Annotated in this window: 19 protein-coding genes; 8 read left to right on the top strand and 11 right to left on the bottom strand. The window is 62.3% G+C overall.

Annotated features, from left to right (window positions below):
* The first annotated feature begins 8 nt into the window (after nt 1–8).
* Nucleotides 9–347 (top strand): P-II family nitrogen regulator, encoded by a 339-nt coding sequence (glnK, locus tag SB753_RS22905; RefSeq protein WP_006048444.1) that lies wholly within the window; start codon nt 9–11, stop codon nt 345–347.
* A gap of 232 nt (nt 348–579) precedes the next feature.
* Here the strand turns inward: glnK and SB753_RS22900 are convergent, their stop codons facing one another.
* From SB753_RS22900 to SB753_RS22880, 5 genes are all read right to left on the bottom strand, one after another.
* Entirely contained in the window at nt 580–1,701 is a 1,122-nt protein-coding gene (locus tag SB753_RS22900; RefSeq protein ID WP_027775623.1) for a porin, read from the bottom strand.
* Nucleotides 1,702–2,318: 617 nt separating this feature from the next.
* Nucleotides 2,319–3,098 carry an ABC transporter ATP-binding protein gene (locus SB753_RS22895; protein ID WP_020065251.1) on the bottom strand — a complete coding sequence of 260 codons (780 nt, stop codon included), beginning with the start codon at nt 3,096–3,098 and terminating at the stop codon, nt 2,319–2,321.
* A 42-nt stretch (nt 3,099–3,140) separates the two neighbouring features.
* Entirely contained in the window at nt 3,141–3,854 is a 714-nt protein-coding gene (locus SB753_RS22890; RefSeq protein WP_020065252.1) for an ABC transporter permease, read from the bottom strand.
* Nucleotides 3,851–4,540, bottom strand: coding sequence for an ABC transporter permease (locus SB753_RS22885; protein ID WP_020065253.1), 690 nt, complete (start codon nt 4,538–4,540; stop codon nt 3,851–3,853). The genes SB753_RS22890 and SB753_RS22885 overlap by 4 nt, the downstream gene beginning before the upstream one ends.
* A 308-nt stretch (nt 4,541–4,848) precedes the next feature.
* Entirely contained in the window at nt 4,849–5,625 is a 777-nt protein-coding gene (locus SB753_RS22880) for an ABC transporter substrate-binding protein (protein WP_410801988.1), read from the bottom strand.
* A 401-nt stretch (nt 5,626–6,026) separates the two neighbouring features.
* Between SB753_RS22880 and SB753_RS22875 the strand changes: the two genes are divergently transcribed.
* Entirely contained in the window at nt 6,027–6,737 is a 711-nt protein-coding gene (locus tag SB753_RS22875) for a pirin family protein (protein ID WP_410801987.1), read from the top strand.
* Nucleotides 6,738–6,980: 243 nt separating this feature from the next.
* Here the strand turns inward: SB753_RS22875 and SB753_RS22870 are convergent, their stop codons facing one another.
* Nucleotides 6,981–7,517 (bottom strand): periplasmic heavy metal sensor, encoded by a 537-nt coding sequence (locus SB753_RS22870; RefSeq protein ID WP_410801985.1) that lies wholly within the window; start codon nt 7,515–7,517, stop codon nt 6,981–6,983.
* Between the two features lie 220 nt (nt 7,518–7,737).
* On the opposite strand from SB753_RS22870, the gene SB753_RS22865 reads away from it, so the two are divergent.
* Nucleotides 7,738–8,463 carry a response regulator gene (locus tag SB753_RS22865; RefSeq protein WP_013338547.1) on the top strand — a complete coding sequence of 242 codons (726 nt, stop codon included), beginning with the start codon at nt 7,738–7,740 and terminating at the stop codon, nt 8,461–8,463.
* Nucleotides 8,447–9,763 carry an ATP-binding protein gene (locus SB753_RS22860; RefSeq protein WP_020065258.1) on the top strand — a complete coding sequence of 439 codons (1,317 nt, stop codon included), beginning with the start codon at nt 8,447–8,449 and terminating at the stop codon, nt 9,761–9,763. The genes SB753_RS22865 and SB753_RS22860 overlap by 17 nt, the downstream gene beginning before the upstream one ends.
* 157 nt (nt 9,764–9,920) lie before the next feature.
* Here the strand turns inward: SB753_RS22860 and SB753_RS22855 are convergent, their stop codons facing one another.
* Both SB753_RS22855 and SB753_RS22850 read right to left on the bottom strand, forming a co-directional pair.
* A complete protein-coding gene (locus SB753_RS22855; protein WP_020065259.1) occupies nt 9,921–10,187 on the bottom strand; it encodes a hypothetical protein in 267 nt (88 codons plus the stop codon).
* Between the two features lie 113 nt (nt 10,188–10,300).
* A complete protein-coding gene (locus SB753_RS22850; RefSeq protein ID WP_027804193.1) occupies nt 10,301–11,986 on the bottom strand; it encodes a sensor domain-containing diguanylate cyclase in 1,686 nt (561 codons plus the stop codon).
* A gap of 300 nt (nt 11,987–12,286) precedes the next feature.
* Between SB753_RS22850 and SB753_RS22845 the strand changes: the two genes are divergently transcribed.
* The 3 genes from SB753_RS22845 to SB753_RS22835 all read left to right on the top strand — a co-directional run bounded on the left by SB753_RS22845 (nt 12,287) and on the right by SB753_RS22835 (nt 15,932).
* Complete coding sequence (locus SB753_RS22845; protein ID WP_165572674.1) at nt 12,287–12,451, top strand: hypothetical protein; 165 nt, start codon at nt 12,287–12,289, stop codon at nt 12,449–12,451.
* Between the two features lie 288 nt (nt 12,452–12,739).
* Nucleotides 12,740–14,491, top strand: a complete 1,752-nt coding sequence (locus SB753_RS22840; protein ID WP_131319740.1) for an ABC transporter permease — start codon at nt 12,740–12,742, stop codon at nt 14,489–14,491.
* 94 nt (nt 14,492–14,585) lie between these two features.
* Nucleotides 14,586–15,932: an AAA-associated domain-containing protein gene (locus SB753_RS22835; RefSeq protein WP_013338552.1), complete on the top strand. Its 1,347-nt coding sequence runs from the start codon at nt 14,586–14,588 to the stop codon at nt 15,930–15,932.
* 105 nt (nt 15,933–16,037) lie between these two features.
* On the opposite strand, the gene SB753_RS22830 is transcribed toward SB753_RS22835, so the two are convergent.
* From SB753_RS22830 to SB753_RS22820, 3 genes are all read right to left on the bottom strand, one after another.
* A complete protein-coding gene (locus SB753_RS22830) occupies nt 16,038–16,580 on the bottom strand; it encodes a hypothetical protein (protein ID WP_310065604.1) in 543 nt (180 codons plus the stop codon).
* Entirely contained in the window at nt 16,577–17,191 is a 615-nt protein-coding gene (locus SB753_RS22825) for a hypothetical protein (protein ID WP_410801982.1), read from the bottom strand. Before SB753_RS22825 ends, SB753_RS22830 begins: the two co-directional genes overlap by 4 nt.
* Nucleotides 17,192–17,429: 238 nt before the next feature.
* A complete protein-coding gene (locus tag SB753_RS22820) occupies nt 17,430–18,488 on the bottom strand; it encodes a sigma-54 interaction domain-containing protein (RefSeq protein WP_020065267.1) in 1,059 nt (352 codons plus the stop codon).
* 307 nt (nt 18,489–18,795) lie between these two features.
* Here SB753_RS22820 and SB753_RS22815 point away from each other — a divergent pair, with 307 nt between their 5' ends.
* Entirely contained in the window at nt 18,796–19,113 is a 318-nt protein-coding gene (locus SB753_RS22815) for a YqjD family protein (protein WP_020065268.1), read from the top strand.
* Nucleotides 19,114–19,233: the final 120 nt, after the last annotated feature.

Raw genomic sequence — 19,233 nt, 5'->3', positions numbered from 1 at the left:
GGTTCGCCATGAAGCGCATCACCGCAGTCATCAAACCGTTCAAACTCGACGAAGTGCGCGAGGCGCTCGCTGAAGTCGGCCTCACAGGCCTGACCGTCACCGAGGTCAAAGGATTCGGCCGCCAGAAAGGCCATACCGAGCTCTATCGTGGTGCAGAGTATGTGGTCGACTTCCTGCCGAAAGTGAAGATCGAGGTGGTCGTGGCCGACAATCAGTGCGATCAGGTGATCGACGCGATCATCGGCGCAGCCCGCACCGGCAAGATTGGCGACGGCAAGATTTTCGTCGCGGACGTCGAGCGCGTGATCCGAATCCGTACCGGCGAAGAAAACGAAGCGGCAGTGTAAAGCCGCTCGCGCACCGAAGCGGTGCGCCGGCGCCGAAACAAGGTCCGCGCAAGCACCACGCAACCTTCGCGCAACCTTCGCGCGACATCGCAAAACGCCGTGCGCCAATAAAAAACGGTGCGATACCCTTTCGGACATCGCACCGATACGCGCCTCTCGCAGCAGCGTGAAAAAGATTCTCTTGAAGAACTTCTAAGCCCCGAAGGCAGTGCCTTCGGGGAACACCGTTCGATTAGAACGAGTGTTGAATACCTGCGTACACACCGGTCTGGCTGTGGCCAGGCAGCGGGTTCTCGTTGTACGTAGTCGTGCCGCCCGAAGTGATGTTGCCGCCAGGGCCTGCAGCGTTCGCGTCGAGACCGAAGTTAGCGGTCTTGCTGTTACGCGCGGTCGCAACCTGGATGTCCAGCAGCGTGCGCTTGGACAGGTTGTACGAACCGCCGATCGTGTAGATCGTTGCGTTGCCGCCGTTCTTGTTGGCGTTGACGTGATACACCGCCGCGATCAGGGCTGCGGCCGGCGTGGCTTGCCACGTCACACCACCCCATTCGTGATCGAGCGACGTCGGCGACGTGCCTGCAGCGCTAGCAGCGGCGGACGTACGGACTGCCTGGTATGCGCCCTGGATCTTGAACTGACCGAGGAACACGTTGAAGGCTGCCGTGTATTCGCGCGATGCGGTGAACGGGTCGGTGAAGTTACCGTTTGCGGCGTTGCGGATTTCGTCATAGATACCGCGAACCTGGAACAGCGACGACGTGTACGTCAGCTGCAGACCTGCTTCACGGCCTTGCGGCGTCGTGCCGTTACCGTTCCAGTTCGTTGCGTTCGACAGTGCGTACTGACCGTACATGTCAAAGCCGTAGAACTTCGGCGACTGGTAAGCGAGGTTGTTGCTCGATTGCGGCCAGTTGCGGCCACGCACCAGCGATGCCGACGACCAGTTCGACTGACCGAACGGGTCGAAGTCCCACACGCCGTTCGAGATGAAGAGCATGCGACCCATCGTGAACGTACCGTACGTATTGTTCGACAGACCGACCGTTGCCCAACGATTGAAGAGACCGCCGCCGCCAGGACCTGCGCCCGTCATGGTGTTGAACGAGCCTTCCAACTGGAACAGGACCTTGTTGCCGCCGCCGATGTCTTCGACGCCCTTCATGCCCCAGAGGCTCGTGCCCCAGTCACCGCTTTCCGCGCGCCAGCGCGACGTGGAGCCGGTGTAGTTGGCGTTCGGCAGACCGCTTATGTATTCGATACCCGCGTCCAGGCGACCATACAGTGTCACGCTGCTTTGGGCATGCGCAACAACGCCGGCCGACATCAGCGCAGCGGCGAGCAAAGCTTTCTTCATCTTCTCCTCCATACCCTGTCAAAAAGTGAAACCCAGTACTGCGAATGGTGTTCGGACGCAAGCGCTCCGAACAGAAATCGGTACCAGGGAGATTAGCGGGCGGATTAGGTCTCCTATCCTGACGTGCAGCCTTGGGACTGTCTCGTCGTCACGCCGATCCCTCGCCGACCGGTTCTCCTCTGTGCTTTGAAGTAAAACTACTTTTAATGAACTTTGTTTTGCTACTTTGGTTACTAATTTATCAAAAATACACTTGTGTGGGAGAAGAAATTAGTACCGGCGTTGACCTGTGTCTCCAAATTGCAATACGGATGTGTGCAAAGGCGCTTTCAAGCGCCCTGAAAAATAGCTGAATCCCTTGCGTGACAAGGGAATCACGGATCGGCGGGAGCAAGATTAAGGATTGCCACTATTGACGCTTCCAAAACGGCAAGGTAGTGCGAAAACGAGGGGCTGGAAGGGCGGTACGGCGGGGTTTTCGCGGTCGAAATGCATGGATTACGCAGGTGACCGAAACAAAAAAGGCGCTCGTAAGCGCCTTGTAAAACTACTTTCACTACAAGCGGTAAATGAGACACACGAGTTTGTCTCAAATACCAGGTTCTCCGATATGTCCGCTATTTGAGACTTCCGGAAAGAAACTGCTTGAGGCGCTCGCTACGCGTGTTGCGGAACACTTCGTCGGGGTGGCCTTCTTCTTCGACGCGTCCCTGGTGCAGGAACATCACGTGGTTCGACACATTGCGCGCAAACGCCATCTCATGCGTGACAACGATCATCGTGCGGCCTTCCTCGGCGAGCGTCTGCATGACCTTGAGGACTTCGCCGACCAGTTCGGGATCGAGCGCGGAAGTCGGTTCGTCGAACAGCATCACGTCGGGATGCATCGCCAGAGCGCGCGCGATTGCGACGCGCTGCTGCTGGCCGCCGGACAGATGCGACGGATACTGTTTCTCCAGGCGCGGCGCGAGACCGACCTTCTCCAGATACTCGCGAGCGCGATCTTCGGCTTCCTTGCGCTTGAGGCCAAGCACGTTCACGGGCGCTTCGACAATGTTCTCGAGCACGTTCATGTGCGACCACAGGTTGAAGTGCTGGAACACCATGGACAGCTTGGTGCGCACGCGCTGCAACTGCTTCGGGTCGGACACGCGCAACGCACCGTTCTTGGCGATCTGCGTGCGGACTTCTTCGCCGTCCACGAAAATGCGCCCGGCGTTCGGCTGTTCGAGAAAGTTGATGCAGCGGAGCATCGTGCTCTTGCCCGAACCGGACGATCCGATTACGCTGATTACGTCGCCGGCATTGGCCTTCAGCGTGACGCCCTTGAGAACTTCGTTATCGCCGTACTGTTTGTGAAGCTCGTCGACGAAGAGCTTTTGCTTCGTTGTGTTCATCAGAATCCTTGGGCGTGCTTACGTGCTGGCGCAATGCGCCGGTTACTTGCCTTGCGGCCGCAGGTAAGCGAGCCAGCGGCGCTCGGCGCGGCGGAACAGCCACACCAGCGCGAAAGAAATGCACAAATAGAGCAGGGCGGCGATACCGAACGCATTGAACGACTGATACGTTGCCGAGTTGACGTCGCGCGCGATCTTGAGAATGTCCGGCACGGTCGCGGTGAATGCGACAGTCGTGGCGTGCAGCATCAGGATGACTTCGTTGCTGTAATACGGCAGCGCGCGGCGCAGCGCCGAAGGCAGAATCACGCGCCGGTACAGGGTGAACGACGACATGCCGTAAGCGCGTGCCGCTTCGATTTCGCCATACGGCGTAGCCTTGATGGCGCCGGCGAAAATCTCGGTGGTATAGGCGCAGGTGTTCAGCGTGAACGCGAGCAGCGTGCAGTTCATACCTTCGCGGAAAAACGCGTTGGTGAGCTCGTGATTGCGGACGATCTCGAGGCTATACAAACCCGTGTAGCAAAGCAGTAGCTGCACGTAGAGCGGCGTGCCCCGAAAGATGTACGTGTAGAGCCACACGAGAGTGGAAAGCCATTTCTTCTTCGACACGCGCGCCACGGCGAGCGGAATCGACAGGCAGAAACCGAGGCCGATCGACACCACGAGCAGCCACAGCGTGATCGCGAGGCCGGTGAAGCGGTAGCCGTCGGTATAAAGATAGTTGCGCCAGTATTCCTGAATGATCTCGATCATAGATCCGCCTTTCGCACGCCGGTCGAGTAACGCTTTTCGAGGTACATCAGCACGAAGTTGGACACTGTGGTGATGACGAGGTAGATCGCCCCCGCGAACAGGGTGAAGAAGAAAAACCGCAAGGTGCCTTTACCCGCGTCCTGCGAAGCCTTGACCACATCCGCCAGGCCGATGATCGACACGAGCGCGGTAGCTTTGACCATCACCTGCCAGTTGTTGCCGATGCCGGGCAGCGCGAAGCGCATCATTTGCGGGAACATGATGCGCGAGAACACTTGCCAGCTCGTCATGCCGTAGGCCGCACCCGCTTCGAGCTGGCCGCGCGGCACGGCGAGGAAGGCACCGCGGAACGTCTCGGTGAAGTACGCGCCGTAAATGAAGCCGAGTACCGCGACGCCGGCCACGAACGGGTCGATGTCGATCTGATCCCAGCCGAGCAGGTCGGTCAGATTGTTTAGCCAGATCTGGATGCTGTAGAAGAGCAGCAGCATCAGCACGAGGTCGGGCACGCCGCGCACGAGCGTGGTGTAGACCGTGCCGGCACCGTGCGAGAAGCGGTTCTTCGACAGTTTCGCCGCCGCGCCGACGAGGCCCAGCAAGAAAGCAAGCGCCAGAGACAACACCGCCAGTTTGACGGTCTGCCAGGTGCCGTTGAGAAGCAGCGGGCCGTAGCCTTGAAGGAACATATCGGGTCCTTGACGATGCGTTTGCGACGCACCGCGAAAGACGCGGCCGGCTCTGCACCGCATGTACCGCGAGCTTCGCTCGCCGTGATCCGCGGTGCACAGCGTACCGCTGTGCAAATCATGACTGCATGACCGTTGGCGATCTTGCAGCGCGCTTTTCGACTCTCTTTGAAACTAGACCGACTGTATTACGAAGCCCGGGGGAAGCCCATGCGGGCGAGCCCCGAGTTCCATGGTGCCCGCGTCTCGCGCGAGCAGGCGAAGTGCCTGAAGCGGTGGCCCGCCTGTGAACCGTGCTCAGTGTCCGATCAGTGCCCAGGATAGATGTCGAAGTCGAAGTACTGCTTTTCGAGCTTCGTGAACGTGCCGTCCTGATGAACCTGTGCAAGAGCCCGATTGAACATGGTCCGCAGATCGGCGTCTTCCTTGCGCAGACCGATGGCCGTGCCTTCGCCGATGGTTTTCGGGTCCTTCACTTCGGGACCGGCCCACGCGAAGCCTTTACCGCGCGGCGTCTTCAGGAAACCGGCGTCGGCCTGGATCTCGTCCTGCAGCGCGGCGTCGAGCCGGCCGGAGGTGAGATCGGCATAGACCTGGTCCTGATTCTGATACGGCACGACGGTCACGCCTTTCGGCTCCCAATAGGCCTTGGCGTAGGCTTCCTGGGTCGTGCCCTGTTCGACGCCGATGCGCTTGCCCTTCAGGGATTCGGCGGTGGGCAGGAGCGGCGAGCCGGCTTTGGCGATCATGCGCGCGGGCGCGTCGAACAGCTTGTCGGAGAAATCAATCTGCTCGCGACGCTTGTCCGTGACGGTCAGCGACGACACGATCGCGTCGAACTTCTTGCCCTTCAGTGCCGGGATGATGCCGTCGAAATCCTGCTCGATCCACACGCACTTCACGTTCATTCTTGCGCACAGCGCTTTGGTCAGATCGACGTCGAATCCGACGACCTGGCCGCTGGGCGCCTTCGATTCGAACGGCGGATAGCTGGCGTCGACCCCGATGCGTACGGTTTTCCATTCTTTTGCCATGGCGCCGGTGGCCATGACGGCGAGCGCTACGCACAGTGCGAGCTTCTTCATGTTTCTCCTGGGTCAAACTGATCGTCGTGGTGTCCGATCCCGACGAACGCCGGCTTGTGGCCGGCGCCGCTATTCTAGGCGGCCAAAATTGTCGCGCCGCTATGGGTCCCCTGCGCGGCGTTTCGGCGTTCAGGCGCTTTTGCGGCCACCGTGTACGATGAAAAGCGCGGTATTTTACCCGAACAGGGGCGCGGCGCCAGTGCGCAGTGCCGGTCGGACAGGCGCGGCGGCGCACGCGTTGCGTATGCGCGACGCGTAGGCGGGTTCAGCCAGAGTGAGACGGCCGCGGCCTCGTGCGATTACGCGGATTTGCGAAACGATCCGGTGCATTCGCGCCGATTGTGCGGCGGGCGCGCAGCCCATACATTCTGGCCATCGCCAGATTTGACAGGGATTACCTCATGATCGAAATTCGCCGCTCCGACGAACGCGGCCACGCCAACCACGGCTGGCTCGACTCGTATCACAGCTTCTCGTTTGCCGACTATCGGGACCCGCAGCATGTCCATTTCGGTCCGCTGCGGGTGATCAACGAAGACCGCATAGCGGGTGGTCAGGGCTTCGGCACGCACGGACATCGCGATATGGAGATCGTGACCTATGTGCTCGAAGGGGCGCTTGCGCATCGCGACAGCATGGGCAACGGCTCCACGATCCGTCCGGGCGACGTGCAGCGCATGAGCGCCGGCACCGGCGTGATGCACAGTGAGTTCAACGCATCGCAGGACGAAGAGGCGCATCTGCTGCAGATCTGGGTGATTCCGCAACGCGCGGGCGATCAGCCGGGTTACGAAGAGAAGCACTTCGAGGCCGCCGACAAGCGCGGCCGGCTACGGGTTGTCGCTTCGCCCGACGGCCGCGACGGCTCGGTGACGATCCACGCGGACGCGTCGATTTACGCCGCGCTGATCGACGGCACCGAGCAGGCCACGTTCACGCTACCCGAAGGGCGGCTCGCCTATGTTCACGTGGCACGCGGTTCGTTGACGGTGAACGGCGAGGCGCTTCAAGCTGGCGACGCGGCCAAGCTCAGCGAGACAGATACGGTGACGCTGGAAAAAGGGCATAACGCCGAAGTGCTGCTGTTCGACCTTGGCCGGCTCGAAGGCTAAAGAGCGTTGGCTGCAGGCGGTCCGGGTCTAACTGGTTGAGCGCGCAACGACCTCGCAAGCGCGAGCGCTCGCCGGATCGCTTGCCGATCACTCGCCGGGACCGCGCTAATAGAAGCTGAGAAGACACGGAAAAAACGCCACGGAGAAGCTCCGTGGCGTTTTTTTGAAGGCGACCACGCGAGTGGTCTTCGTTAATCGAGCCGCGCATTGGCTGCGCGGTCGCGCGTGGATTACTGGCGTCGCTTACTGATTTGCAGCCGGCGCCGATGCTGCACCCTGCTGGTGATGCTGCCAGCGCTCGCGCATCTTCTCGTGACGCGATTCCATCTTCGCAAAGCGCTGCTTCAGCGCGGTGCTGACGGTGGTCTTCTGCTGATCATTCAAGCCGTTATAGAACTTGAGCCACGCGTCGGTGGTTTGCTGGCGCAACTGTGCGTCTTTCTGCTCGATCTGCTGATGCGCGGCGGCCATTGCGTTCAGATCGAGAATCGGCTGCTGCTGCGCGGACTTGAACTGATCCTTCATCTGCTCGTGGTTCGCGCGCATCGCCTCGTGGCTCTGCTTCATGGCGTCGAGCGCGGCTTGCCACTGCTTTTCCTGATCCGCGTTCAGCTTCAACTGGTCATGAAGTTGCGTGAGTTCCTTCATGAAGTGCCCATGCCATCCGCCGGGGCCGCCATGGGCCTCGTGAGCGGGTTGAGCCGCATAGGCTGCGCCCGCGCCGATGGCGAGAGCGGTGGCGGCAACGGCGAGGGCGCGCGAGATTTTTCTGGTGGACATGTCATGCTCCTTGTAATGGAATAGCCGACGATGCATCCGATCACTTTTGACGGCCTGCATTCGGTAAGACACAGCGTAGAGAACTGCATCGGCCGCTGTGTTACGCGCCCTGGTGCCGCTGTTACGGGCCATTACGTGCAGCTTTCACGGTAACACCCGGTAACCCTTGAGGCCTGCTTGAAATCGAAAACCGTTCCTGTCGCGCGTTAAACTTCATTCCATGGCTACTCAAATACTTGTTGTCGACGACGACGTCGAATTGCGCGATCTCCTGCGCGACTATCTGGCCCGCCAGGGTATCGAAGTGTCGGTGCTGCACGACGCGGGCTCGCTTGAACGCAGGCTCGAGCGCGAGCGTCCCGATCTGATCGTGCTCGACCTGATGATGCCGGGTGTCGACGGGCTCACGGCGTTGCGCAAGCTGCGCGCATCGGGCGACGACATTCCCGTCATCATGCTGACCGCGCGCGCTGACGACGTCGACCGGATCGTCGGGTTGGAACTCGGTGCTGACGACTACCTCGGCAAGCCGTTCAATCCACGCGAACTGCTTGCGCGCGTGCAGGCAGTCTTGCGCCGTCGCCGCACGCTGCCGTCGGCGGCTGCTCCCGAGCAGCGCGAGCCGTTCAGCTTCGGCCGTTTCACGCTGGACTTCCAGTCGCGCACGCTGCATCTGGAGGACAAGCCGCTTACGCTGTCCGGCAGCGAGTTCGCGCTGCTGAAGATTTTTGTGAACCACCCCATGCGCACGCTGACGCGCGAGCGTCTGCTGGAGTTGCTGCACGGTCCCGAGTACGACGGCACCGACCGTGGCATCGACGTGCAGGTGTGGCGTCTGCGGCGCATCCTCGAAACGGATCCGTCCACGCCGCGCTTCATCCAGACAGTGCGCGGGCGGGGCTACGTGTTCGTGCCCGACGGCGAACAGCATGCGCCGGCCCATTGATTCGCTGTTCGGGCGACTGGCATTGCTGGTCGTCGCGGTGTTGCTGCTGTCGCATTTCGCGTGGTACGCGCTCATGCGCCTCGAGCGCAACCAGTTGCAAGCGCGCTACGCCGTCGAAGAAGCCACTTTCCTCGTCGACGCGGTGCGTCAGCACGTCGTCCGTAACCCCGACCAGCCGTTGCCCTCGCGCGTGAAACTGGTCGATCCGACGAGCCCCGAGGTGCCGCCGGAATCCCCGAACATGCCGCCGCCGCTGGAACGTTTTATCGAAGACGTTCGCGATCGCATGCCGTCCGGCACGCAGGTGCGCGCCGGCTTGCCGGGCGGCCCGCCCACGTTGTGGGTGCGCGGAACCGCCGACCACAGCTGGATCGTCGTGCCGGTTCAGCCGCTGCGACCGCCGCGTTCGCTCGACCGCACCGTGCTGTGGCTCGTCATGATCTTCTCGTTCGCGGTCATGGCGGCGCTCTTCGCCGCATGGGCGCTGCAGCAGCCTCTGCGCTCGCTAGCCCAGGCGGTTGCGCGGTTCGGACGTGGCCTGCCGGTGCCGCCCGTGCCCGAGCGCGGACCGCGCGAGTTGAGGCAATTGACGCACGGCTTCAACCAGATGGTTCAGGAGGTCGCGCGTACCGAAAACGACCGCGCGGTGATGCTCGCGGGTGTCGCACACGATCTGAAAACGCCGCTTGCACGCTTGCGGCTGCGCGCCGAAATGATGGATGAAGCCAAGATGCGCGACGGCGTCGTGCGCGATGTCGATTCCATGACGCACATCGTGGAGCAGTTCCTGGTGTTCGCGCACGACGGCGCCGACCGCAGCGAACCGGTCGAAGTCGACGCGCAATGCGAGCGGGTCGTGCGCAGTTATCGCGCAGTGGCCTCGGGCGCGCCGACCGTGGAAACCGACCTGCGGGCGGGTCCCGGTTTCCGCCTTCCCGCCGCGACGCTCGACAGAATTCTGTCGAACCTGCTCGACAACGCGCACGCCTATGGCGCGCCGCCAGTCGTCGTTGCCACTGCACGCACCGCGGAAGGCTTCACGCTGTCGGTGAGCGACAACGGCAAGGGCATTGCCGCGCAGGATCTCGTCAATGCAAGCCGGCCTTTCGTGCGGCTCGACCCGGCGCGCGGCGGCAACGGTCACAGCGGTTTGGGGCTCGCCATCGTCGAGCGGCTGGTCCGGCGCGCGGGCGGAGAGTGGGAGATCGGCAACCACGGCGGCCGTGGCTTGCGGGTCTTGATGAGCTTTCCGTTTTCCGCCGTGCCTCAGGTGAAGACGGCCTCGGAAAGCGTCTGGTGATGTGATCAGAGGCGCGGCCGTGCGCCGCGTCTTTCGCTACTGTTCTTGTTGCCAGCGCCCTTGGCACGATGCCCGCTGCTCGAGCCTCTTTTCAAGCCGTCTTGATGAACGTGGGTGCGGAACCAGAACGCGGCATCGAGTTGGGCCAAGCGCCGCGCTAGTCGGAGAAGAGCGTGTTCAGCGCATTCGCTGCTTCGCTATCCACCGTATTCCAGGTCACGGTTTCGGCTTCGAAAATATAGTGCGTCGTGTACTTGCCGAGGCGCGCGAGGATTTCTTCCTGAATGACCTCCGGCGCGACATCCAGCTTCAGATACCAGGCCGTGGACGACAGGCGCGTCTGAAACGCGCCGTATTCGGCCAGCAGATGGTCGAACGCGTCAGCATCCTGATCGCGGCAAACGATGACCAGATTTCCCTTCATGCGAATCTCCCGTTAAAGCGGTAGCGACAACCAAGGTCAGTGTCGATCATACCTGCTTGCTTGCGGGAAGCCCGGCGCTTCGGCTTGCGTTGCGTCAGACAGCGGACACGCGGTTACCAGATGTTGGCCACCGTGCGCGCGGACGGCGCGGTGTCGTCAGGCGGCAGTGCTTCGGTGCGGTCGCGGCCGCCGGTCTTCGCGGCGTAGAGCGCCGTGTCGGCGCGGCTCATGATCCGTTCGGGGAGGTCGTCCACGGAAAGTTCGGTGATGCCGATGCTCACGCTGAGCGTGACCGAGGCGGGCAGCTTCGCCGACGGCACGGCCTTCAGGCGCAGGCGCAAGCGTTCGACCACTTCGCGGCCCCCGGCAAGATCGGTGGCCGGCAGCAGCAACCCGAACTCCTCCCCGCCGAGCCGGCCGATCGCATCGGCACCGCGCAGTTCCGCACGGCACGTGTCGACGAAATGTTCGAGCGCGCGGTCGCCCGCGGCATGGCCGAAGCGGTCATTGATCTGCTTGAAGTGATCGAGGTCCGCGATAGCCATGCACAGTGGCTGATTGCCCAGATGCGCACGGTCGATTTCATGGCGCAGCAAGTCGAGGAAATAGCGGCGCGACAGCGCGCCGGTCAATGCGTCATGACGCGCCTCCGCCGACAGCAGCGTATTGGCCGATTGCAACTGTTCGGCAAGATCGCGCGTGGCCCGATGGTGACGCCGCTCGCGCACGTACGAGACGGTGATCACCCATGCAAGCGCGACGGTGCCGGCCAGCGTCAGGAATACCAGCAGATGATCGCGCTTATGGTTGCGCAGCAGTTCGGGCCAGGCGGGTAACGGCTCGACGAGATGCGCCGACAGCCCCGAATTCAGACCGCCGCGAGTCTGATACAGCGACGGTCCCGGCTGCCCCGCCGAAGCGAACAGCTGCTCCGCGACAGCGGCCGACACCCACGGCGCTGCCTCGCGCACCTGCGCGTCCACGTGTATCTGGATGTCCGGGAACGTGTCGCGGCGATAGGTCAGCTTGCGCTCCGCTGCGCGCATCTTCGTCACTGGGGAGTCCGGCAGTGCGTGGCCTTCGAGCTTGCTGTCGTGCGCCATGATGATGACGCCGTTACCGTCGGCGACGAAGGTCCCCGCATGGGCGACCCAGTGCCGCAGCCGCGCGATCCCCACCTTGGCGACGACTGCGCCTGTGAGTTCTCCGTCCGCATAGACCGGCACGGCGATGAAGATGCCGGGCTCGCCACTCGTGCGGCCTACGCCATAGGCTTCCGAGAACGCGCCGAGCAGGGCGCTCGTGAGATAAGCCCGCACGCGCATGTCGACGCCGACAAAGGAACTGCGCGGCATATCGGTGAGGACATCGCTCGCGGCCACGCAAATGCCATTGGCATTCACGAGCCACACCTGATCGAGACCGGAGAAGCCCTGCGCGCGGTGCAGGAAGGTGCTCACGGCGGTCATTCGCGGATCTTTTAGCAACGCGGCGCGCAGGGCGGGTTCCGTCGTCTCGCCGTTCGCGGCATAATTCCGGGATTGCACCAATGCGTTCTGAACCACGTCCATTTCGGCCATGGTCGCAGGAATGGCCCGCGACATCGCGAGGTCGCTTGCTATCACCTCCGCCATGTTGTCGACGATAGAGGCCGACATCTGGCGCTGGGCGTGCAAGGTCGCGGCAAGTTCTTGCTGTACCATCCGGTCCGCGACCATGCCGGCCACGAACCAGCAAGCCAGTAAGATCAGCACGAAGACGATCGGGCCGGTTGCCTGGCGCAAGGTTGTCCTGTTCATCGACCCTCTGATCCGTCTGGCTTAGACATGCAACTTGCTATTCGTGGCAGCGCCGCGGCGCTGTTTCGCCCCGCGTTTCGCGATTGTGGGAACGGCCGTTCGTGCGCCGTCGCTGGTGCTCGGGATAAGCCACCAACGCAGTGCATCTTTGTGGATTCTAACCGGCATGGGGCCAGACGCCACCGTTATTGAGGCGTGAGATCTCATGGGCTTCACCCATCAGGCTCTTAACGGCAGCCCGGCCGGTTTCTTGATGCCCCGCGCGACAGAGCGAGGCGTAATTCCGCAATTGCGGCATCAATGAGCCTGACCGGCCTTTCGATCAATGGTCGTGAGGCTGCTCATAAAAGAGGCTCGCGGCACGGCTGCCTGCTGCCGGCGGAAGGCCGCTGTCAGGTCATTGCCGGGCTGTTGTCAGGCGGCCGCTATAAGTTGTCGCGATTTGCCTTCAAAGGTTGTGCCTGAAACATAGGATGGTGTAGTGTCGTGCCGTCCAAAACAAAGGAAAGCTCGCCAGCCTACGGGCGGCGCCTGCGGCGACAGGATTCTGGCTTGACGGTTGGGGGTTGCGGGGCGGCTTACCCGTGGGCACTTCCGTCGCTGGTCCACGTGTCACCAACGCTAACGATTTACCGCGCACACGCGTTTTGCCATGCCTGATTTCCGCTTTCCGGACCGATCGTCAGACCGCCGCGCCGAAGTCGCGGCCTCGTTCGCGCGTTTGTTCGCCTGTATGAATGAGGAGTGGGTCTGATGGATTTCAGCTTCAACCTGAAGCGCACCGCCAATGCGTCGGCATGGCGGGTGCTGCCCAATCGCTGGGACTTCGTCGCCTTTCCGCTGATCATCTGCATCATCGCAATGGCGGCGATCGGCTTTCACGAGACGCTCGCGCCGATGTCCACGCTAAAGACCCAGGCGATCTCGCTCGACCCCGCGAACCTGCCCGAGTATGCAATGCGCACGACATTGCGCATGCTCGCGGCGATGGTCGCGTCGCTGATATTCACGCTGGTCTACGGCACGCTTGCCGCGAAGAGCCGCCGGGCGGGTCTCGTGCTGGTGCCGATTCTCGACATCCTGCAGTCGGTGCCGGTGCTCGGCTACATATCGTTTACGGTCACGTTCTTTCTCGCGCTGTTTCCGGGCCGCGTGCTGGGCGCCGAACTCGCGGCGATCTTCGCGATCTTCACGAGCCAGGCGTGGAACATGACGTTCAGCTTCTATCAGTCGCTGCGCACGGTGCCGCGCGATCTCGACGAAGTTTCGCGCGGCTTTCACCTAACTTCGTGGCAGCGTTTCTGGAAGCTCGAAGTGCCGTTCTCGATGCCCGGTCTCATCTGGAACATGATGATGTCGATGTCCGGCGGCTGGTTCTTCGTGGTCGCCTCCGAGGCCATCACCGTCGGCAACAACACGATCACGCTGCCAGGCATCGGCGCCTATCTCGCGCAGGCGATCGTCGTCAAGAATCTGCACGCGATCGGCTGGGTGATTCTCGCGATGACCGTCGTGATTCTCGCGTACGACCAGTTGCTGTTCCGTCCGCTCGTCGCGTGGGCTGACAAATTCCGTATGGAGACCACGAGTTCGGGCGACGCTCCGGAATCGTGGCTGCTCGATCTGATCCGCCGCACACGCCTGATTCACCGCTTGCTCGTGCCGCTCGGCTGGATGTTCGCGAAGGCCGCGCGCGTGCCGTTCCGGCTACCCGCGTTGCAAAGGCCGCGTTTCCAGATCCCGCAGATGCAGAAGAGCTCGCGCCTTGGCGACATCGTGTGGGCGGCGCTGGTCCTGATCGGCACCGTCTATGTCGTGTATCGCGTCTTCATTTACGTGCGCACGGGCGTTTCTCTCGACGAAGTCGGCCACGTTTTCATGCTTGGCCTCATCACACTGTTGCGGGTGGTGGTGCTGATCGCCATCGCGTCCGTGATATGGGTGCCGGTCGGCGTGCTGATTGGCTTGCGGCCGGCGCTCGCCGAGAAGATTCAGCCGCTCGCGCAGTTCCTTGCCGCGTTTCCGGCCAATCTGCTGTTTCCGGTATTCGTGATCGTGATCGTTCGCTTCCACCTGAACCCGGACATCTGGCTGTCGCCGCTGATCGTGCTCGGCACCCAGTGGTATATCCTGTTCAACGTGATTGCCGGCGCGACCTCGTATCCGAACGACTATCGGGAAGCGGCGAAGAATTTCCACATTCGTGGCTGGCAATGGTGGCGTCAGGCCATGTTGCCGGGCATTTTCCCGTACTACGTGACGGGCGCCATCACCGCGTCGGGCGGCGCGTGGAATGCGAGCATCGTCGCGGAATTCGTGCAGTGGGGCGACACGAAGGTTGCGGCGCACGGGCTCGGCGCTTATATCGCGCAGTCCACGGCAGCGGGCGACTATCCGAAGATCATCGTGGGCATTGCGGTGATGTCCCTGTTCGTGACGCTCTTCAACCGCCTGCTGTGGCGTCCGATGTACGCGTACGCCGAAGCCAAGCTTCGGCTGGACTGAGCGCGCCCCACTTTGCCGCTCGCGCCGGGCCCACAACGGGGCCGTGCAACGCTCGGGCGGCCCGGCGTTTCTTGAGAATTGAAGGCATAACGCGATGCAAAATCCTAAAGCTGCTATGACCGCCGCGCCGATCCAGACGCCGCCGAAGCCGCCGCGCCTCGGCGAAGAGATCCTGCGTGTCAAGGACGTGTGCCGCGGTTTCAACAAGTCGCAGGGCGAACTACTCGTTCTCGACGACGCGAACCTGTCGCTGCGCGAAGGCGAGATCGTCGGTCTTCTCGGGCGTTCGGGCTCGGGCAAGTCGACGTTGCTGCGCATCATCGCCGGTCTGATCGAGCCGACCGACGGCGAAGTCACCTATATGGGCAAGCCGCTCGACGGTCCCGCGAAGGGCGTCGCGATGGTATTTCAGACCTTCGCGCTGTTTCCGTGGCTGACCGTGCTGCAAAACGTGGAAGCCGGGCTCGAGGCGCAAGGCGTCGCGGCGCGCGAGCGGCGCGAACGCGCGCTCGCGGCGATCGACCTGATCGGTCTCGACGGTTTCGAGAACGCGTATCCACGCGAGTTGTCGGGCGGCATGCGCCAGCGCGTCGGCTTCGCGCGGGCGCTGGTGGTCGATCCCACGCTGCTGCTGATGGACGAACCGTTCTCCGCGCTCGACGTGCTGACCGCCGAAACGCTGCGTACCGACCTGCTCGATTTGTGGACGCAGGGCCGCATGCCGATCAAGGCAGTGCTGATCGTTACTCACAACATCGAGGAAGCCGTGTTCATGTGCGACCGGATTCTGGTGTTGTCGTCGAACCCGGGCCGCGTGATCGCCGAGATCAAGGTGCCGTTCAAGCATCCGCGCAATCGTCTCGACCCTGCGTTCCGCCGTCTGGTCGACGAAATCTACGCCAAGATGACCGCGCGTCAGACCGACGAAAAAACTCGCAAGGGTCTGGAGTTGCACAGCTGGTTGCCCCATGTGTCGACCAACCTGATGGCTGGTCTGATCGAGACGCTGGCCGCCGCGCCGTATCACGGCCGCGCGGACATGCCGGAAATCGCACGCTCGCTGCATCTGGAGGTGGACGATCTGTTCCCCGTGGCCGAAGTGCTTCAGCACCTCGGTTTCGCGGACGTGCGCGAAGGCGATATTTTCCTGACGCCGCCCGCGCGCGTGTTCGCGGAGTTCGGTACGCAGGAACGGAAGATGATGTTCGCCGAGCATCTGTTGCGGCATGTGCCGCTCGCCGCGCGAATCAAGAAGGTGTTGAACGAACGGCCGGGGCACCGCGCCCCGCGCGTGCGCTTCGAACAGGAACTCGAGGATTTTCTGTCCGACAGCGCCGCAGAGGAAACGCTCGACGCGGTCATCAACTGGGGCCGTTACGGCGAGATTTTCTCGTACAACGATCAGACCGAAATCTTCAGTCTGGAAGACGTGGAGTCGTGAGCGCGACGGCGCTTCCGCGCGTCGCTCATTGAAAACGGCAGGGGAGACCCTGCCGTTTTTTCGTTCTGCCGTGTGGTCGGGACAATGTTTGCTGGCCCGTCCGCTCTACTGCAAATTGCCCCAACGTTCGACGGCCGGTTCCGCAGAAGCCCATTTCCAGCCCTTGTCCTGCTGGCACGCGCTGGCGGTGTACCAGTCTTCGTGCGCGCCTGGACCGTCGCCGTCCCGCACCGAGAACACGAATTCCTTGCAAAGCGCGAGCGCTGAGCCGAACGCGCGCGTGACGCGCACTTCGCCGTGACCGTTTTCGATGGGCAGCGTGTGTTTGACCGACCAGGGCCGCGTTTCGCCGACGGGCATGGCGCCCGCCAATGCCGCGATCAGATTCTGCTGGTCGGTGTGCATGCTGCGCATATAGCGGCCCACGGCCTCGTCCGTTGCGGCCTGAACCGCGATACCCACACCGATGCCGACCGCCGGATTCGACGTGACGAGACCCGACGCGACGCCGGCGGCGGCGCCGCTTGCCGCGCCGATCGACGAGCAACCGCTCGTGAGCAGAGTCGCGCTGACGCATAGCGCGGCTGCAACCGCTGTCAGACTCAGGCGACGCAGCGGCTTTCCGGTCGCAAGCGCATGCGCGGTCATTGCAGTGCACCCCAGCGTTCGGTGGCGGGCTCGGCCGAAGCCCATTTCCAGTTTTCGCCGTCGCGGCAGATAGATGCGACGTAAAACGCGCTGCTTGCAGGCACGTTCTTAGTGGCGATGTGGTCGACTGAAAAGACGATTTCCTTGCAGTCCAGCGTGCCCGCGCTAATCGTTCGGCTGACGGTGACGCGGCCGTGCTCGTCGTCTTCGATCGGAACGGAGTGCGTGACGCTCCACGGTGCGACGGCGCCGACTTCGAGCGGCCCGGCGATCTTCGCGATGCCGTCCTGCGTGTTCCGGTGGACCACCCGCTCCGAGTACTGCACGCCGGCTCTCGCTGCGGCCACTGCGCCAAGACCGATACCGGTGGCAACAGCGGCGTTATTGGTAACCTGCGCCGCGATCGCGGCGCCGGCGATGCCCGCGCCGGCCGTGGCGCCTTCGGTATAGAGCGAACTGCAGCCGCTTAGCGCCGACGCGACCGCCACCGCCAATACGGCCAACTTGACGGCATCAGGCCGCCGGCGCGCGACCGATCGTTCCAGGCGGGTTTTCAAGCGGGTTTTCAAGCGCGGTTTCAACCACTCGGCCCACACCATTTTCTTTCGCATTCCCTGTCTCTACTTTTCTTGCGTGTTCGCGTGCAGAGGCCGCCCAGAATAAGCAGCGCCTCTTCCCATCGACGAAAAATGGGCTGCTGCATTTTGCAGGATGCGTTTTGTAAATGGCAGCGGAAAAGTGCAAGAAATTGCAAAAGATGGTGCAGGTCAAACCGGATTCTGTTCAATGACAGGCCGGTTTGATTGGTGGTGCGAACTGATTGCGGGAGGAAGTTCTGCGCAGACGCGGTTAATGTTCGGTATCTTCTTCCGCGCCTTCGTCGCCGTACGCGCTCAGACGGTTATAAAGCGTCTTCAGGCTGACGCCGAGCGCTTTTGCCGCGCGCCGCTTGTCGCCGCCGCAGTATTTCAGCGTGCCGAGAATGATCTGCTTCTGAGCATCGGCGAGTGGCGTGCCGATCCATACGCTCATCGCGTCGCCTTGCGTGACTGGCCGCTTCACCTTCGACGCAAGATGCGGATGCGGCAACTCGACCGTTTTCTCAGCGAGGATAAACGCGCGGTACACCGCGTTCTTCAACTCGCGCACGTTGCCCGGCCACGACCATGTGCGCAGCGTTTCGATTGAGCGCTTGCTGAAGCTCTTGCTGGTGCCTTCCTGCTGATTGAGTTGCGCCAGAAAGTGCTGGGCAAGCAGTTCGCGGTCGTTCTCGCGCTCGCGCAGCGGCGGCGCGCGCAACGGGAAAACCGCCAGACGGTACATCAGGTCTTCACGCAGGCCGTTTTCCTTGACGGCCACGGCCGGGTCGCGATTGGTAGCGGCGATCACGCGCACGTTGCCGCTGATCAGCTCATTGCCGCCCACCCGATAGAACGTGCCGGTCTCGAGCGCGCGCAAAAGTTTCACCTGGCGCACGGGCGCCATTTCGGTGACTTCGTCGAGGAACAGCGTCCCGCCGTTCGCATGCTCGAAGTAGCCGATGCGCCCTTGAACGGCGCCGGTAAAGCTGCCTTTCTCGTGGCCGAAAAGCTCGGCCTCGATCAGTTCGTCGGGAATCGCACCGCAGTTGACGGCGACGAAGGGCGCGTCCTTGCGGCTGCTTTGATCGTGAATCGTGCGGGCGATCAGCTCCTTGCCGGTGCCCGATTCGCCGATGATCAGCGCGGTCGCGTCGGTGCTCGCGACGCGCTCGATCTGCTCGTACAAGTCGAGCATCACCGGCGACGAGCCGTAAAGCAGGCCGTACGATTTCAGTCCCGCGATGCCGTCCGTGACGCGCTGCTTCGCCTGAGCGGAAGCGCTGCCGCCAGCGGACACAGTGGGCGAGTCCACATCGATTGACGCCATAAACGGGGAAGTCCTGTGCAAATGAGTTCGTTGTTGCGGCGCGCAGGCCTGGGAACGAGACAGCTCTTGAAGTCGTATCTCACAAAAGTCGATTTAACCACTTCGACGGCGCTTCCTGCAATCTATGTGTCAGCTATCGATGAACTGTGGCCGCAAGTCGGTCGAAAGTGCCAGGGGTGAATGCTGCCTGTAGGCGTGTTCGCTAAAGTTACCGGGCACAGGGTTTGCGCCTTCCTCCCGACACGCGTGCGCTTTCGCCGCTAGCAACGCGGCGCGCGAACGCTGACCCTAGACGAGGAGTGAAACGATGACTGACACGACGCAACAGCTTGCACTCGGCGGCCAGAAGATCGTCGAGGATCTGCGGGTGCTGCTCAAAGACTCGGAAGAAATGCTGCGACTCGCTGCCAATGTGCCGGGCGAGGGCGTAGGCGCATTGCGCCAGAAACTGGGCACCCATGTGGAAACGCTGCAATCCGCACTCGGCGATGCGCAGGATAACGCTCAGCGCCGCTATCGCTCGGCGACCGTCAACACGGAACGTTACGTGCGGCAAAACCCGTGGAGCTCGGTCGCCATTGCAGCCGGCGTGGGCTTTGTACTGGGCGTCCTGACTGCACGGTGACGATCGGCTATCAGCTGATGATTGACTGAATTTCAGCTCAATACCGCTGGTCATGGCCAGGTCCCCGCTGCGCGCTCGCTGGGACCTGCGCAGAGCGAAACTGCCACGCCTTGATCCCGG

The organism is Paraburkholderia sp. SIMBA_053, assembly GCF_046534895.1.
Taxonomy (GTDB): domain Bacteria; phylum Pseudomonadota; class Gammaproteobacteria; order Burkholderiales; family Burkholderiaceae; genus Paraburkholderia; species Paraburkholderia caledonica.
The sequence above is the reverse complement of the archived record's forward strand: the minus strand, read 5'-3'. Positions and strand labels throughout refer to the sequence as shown.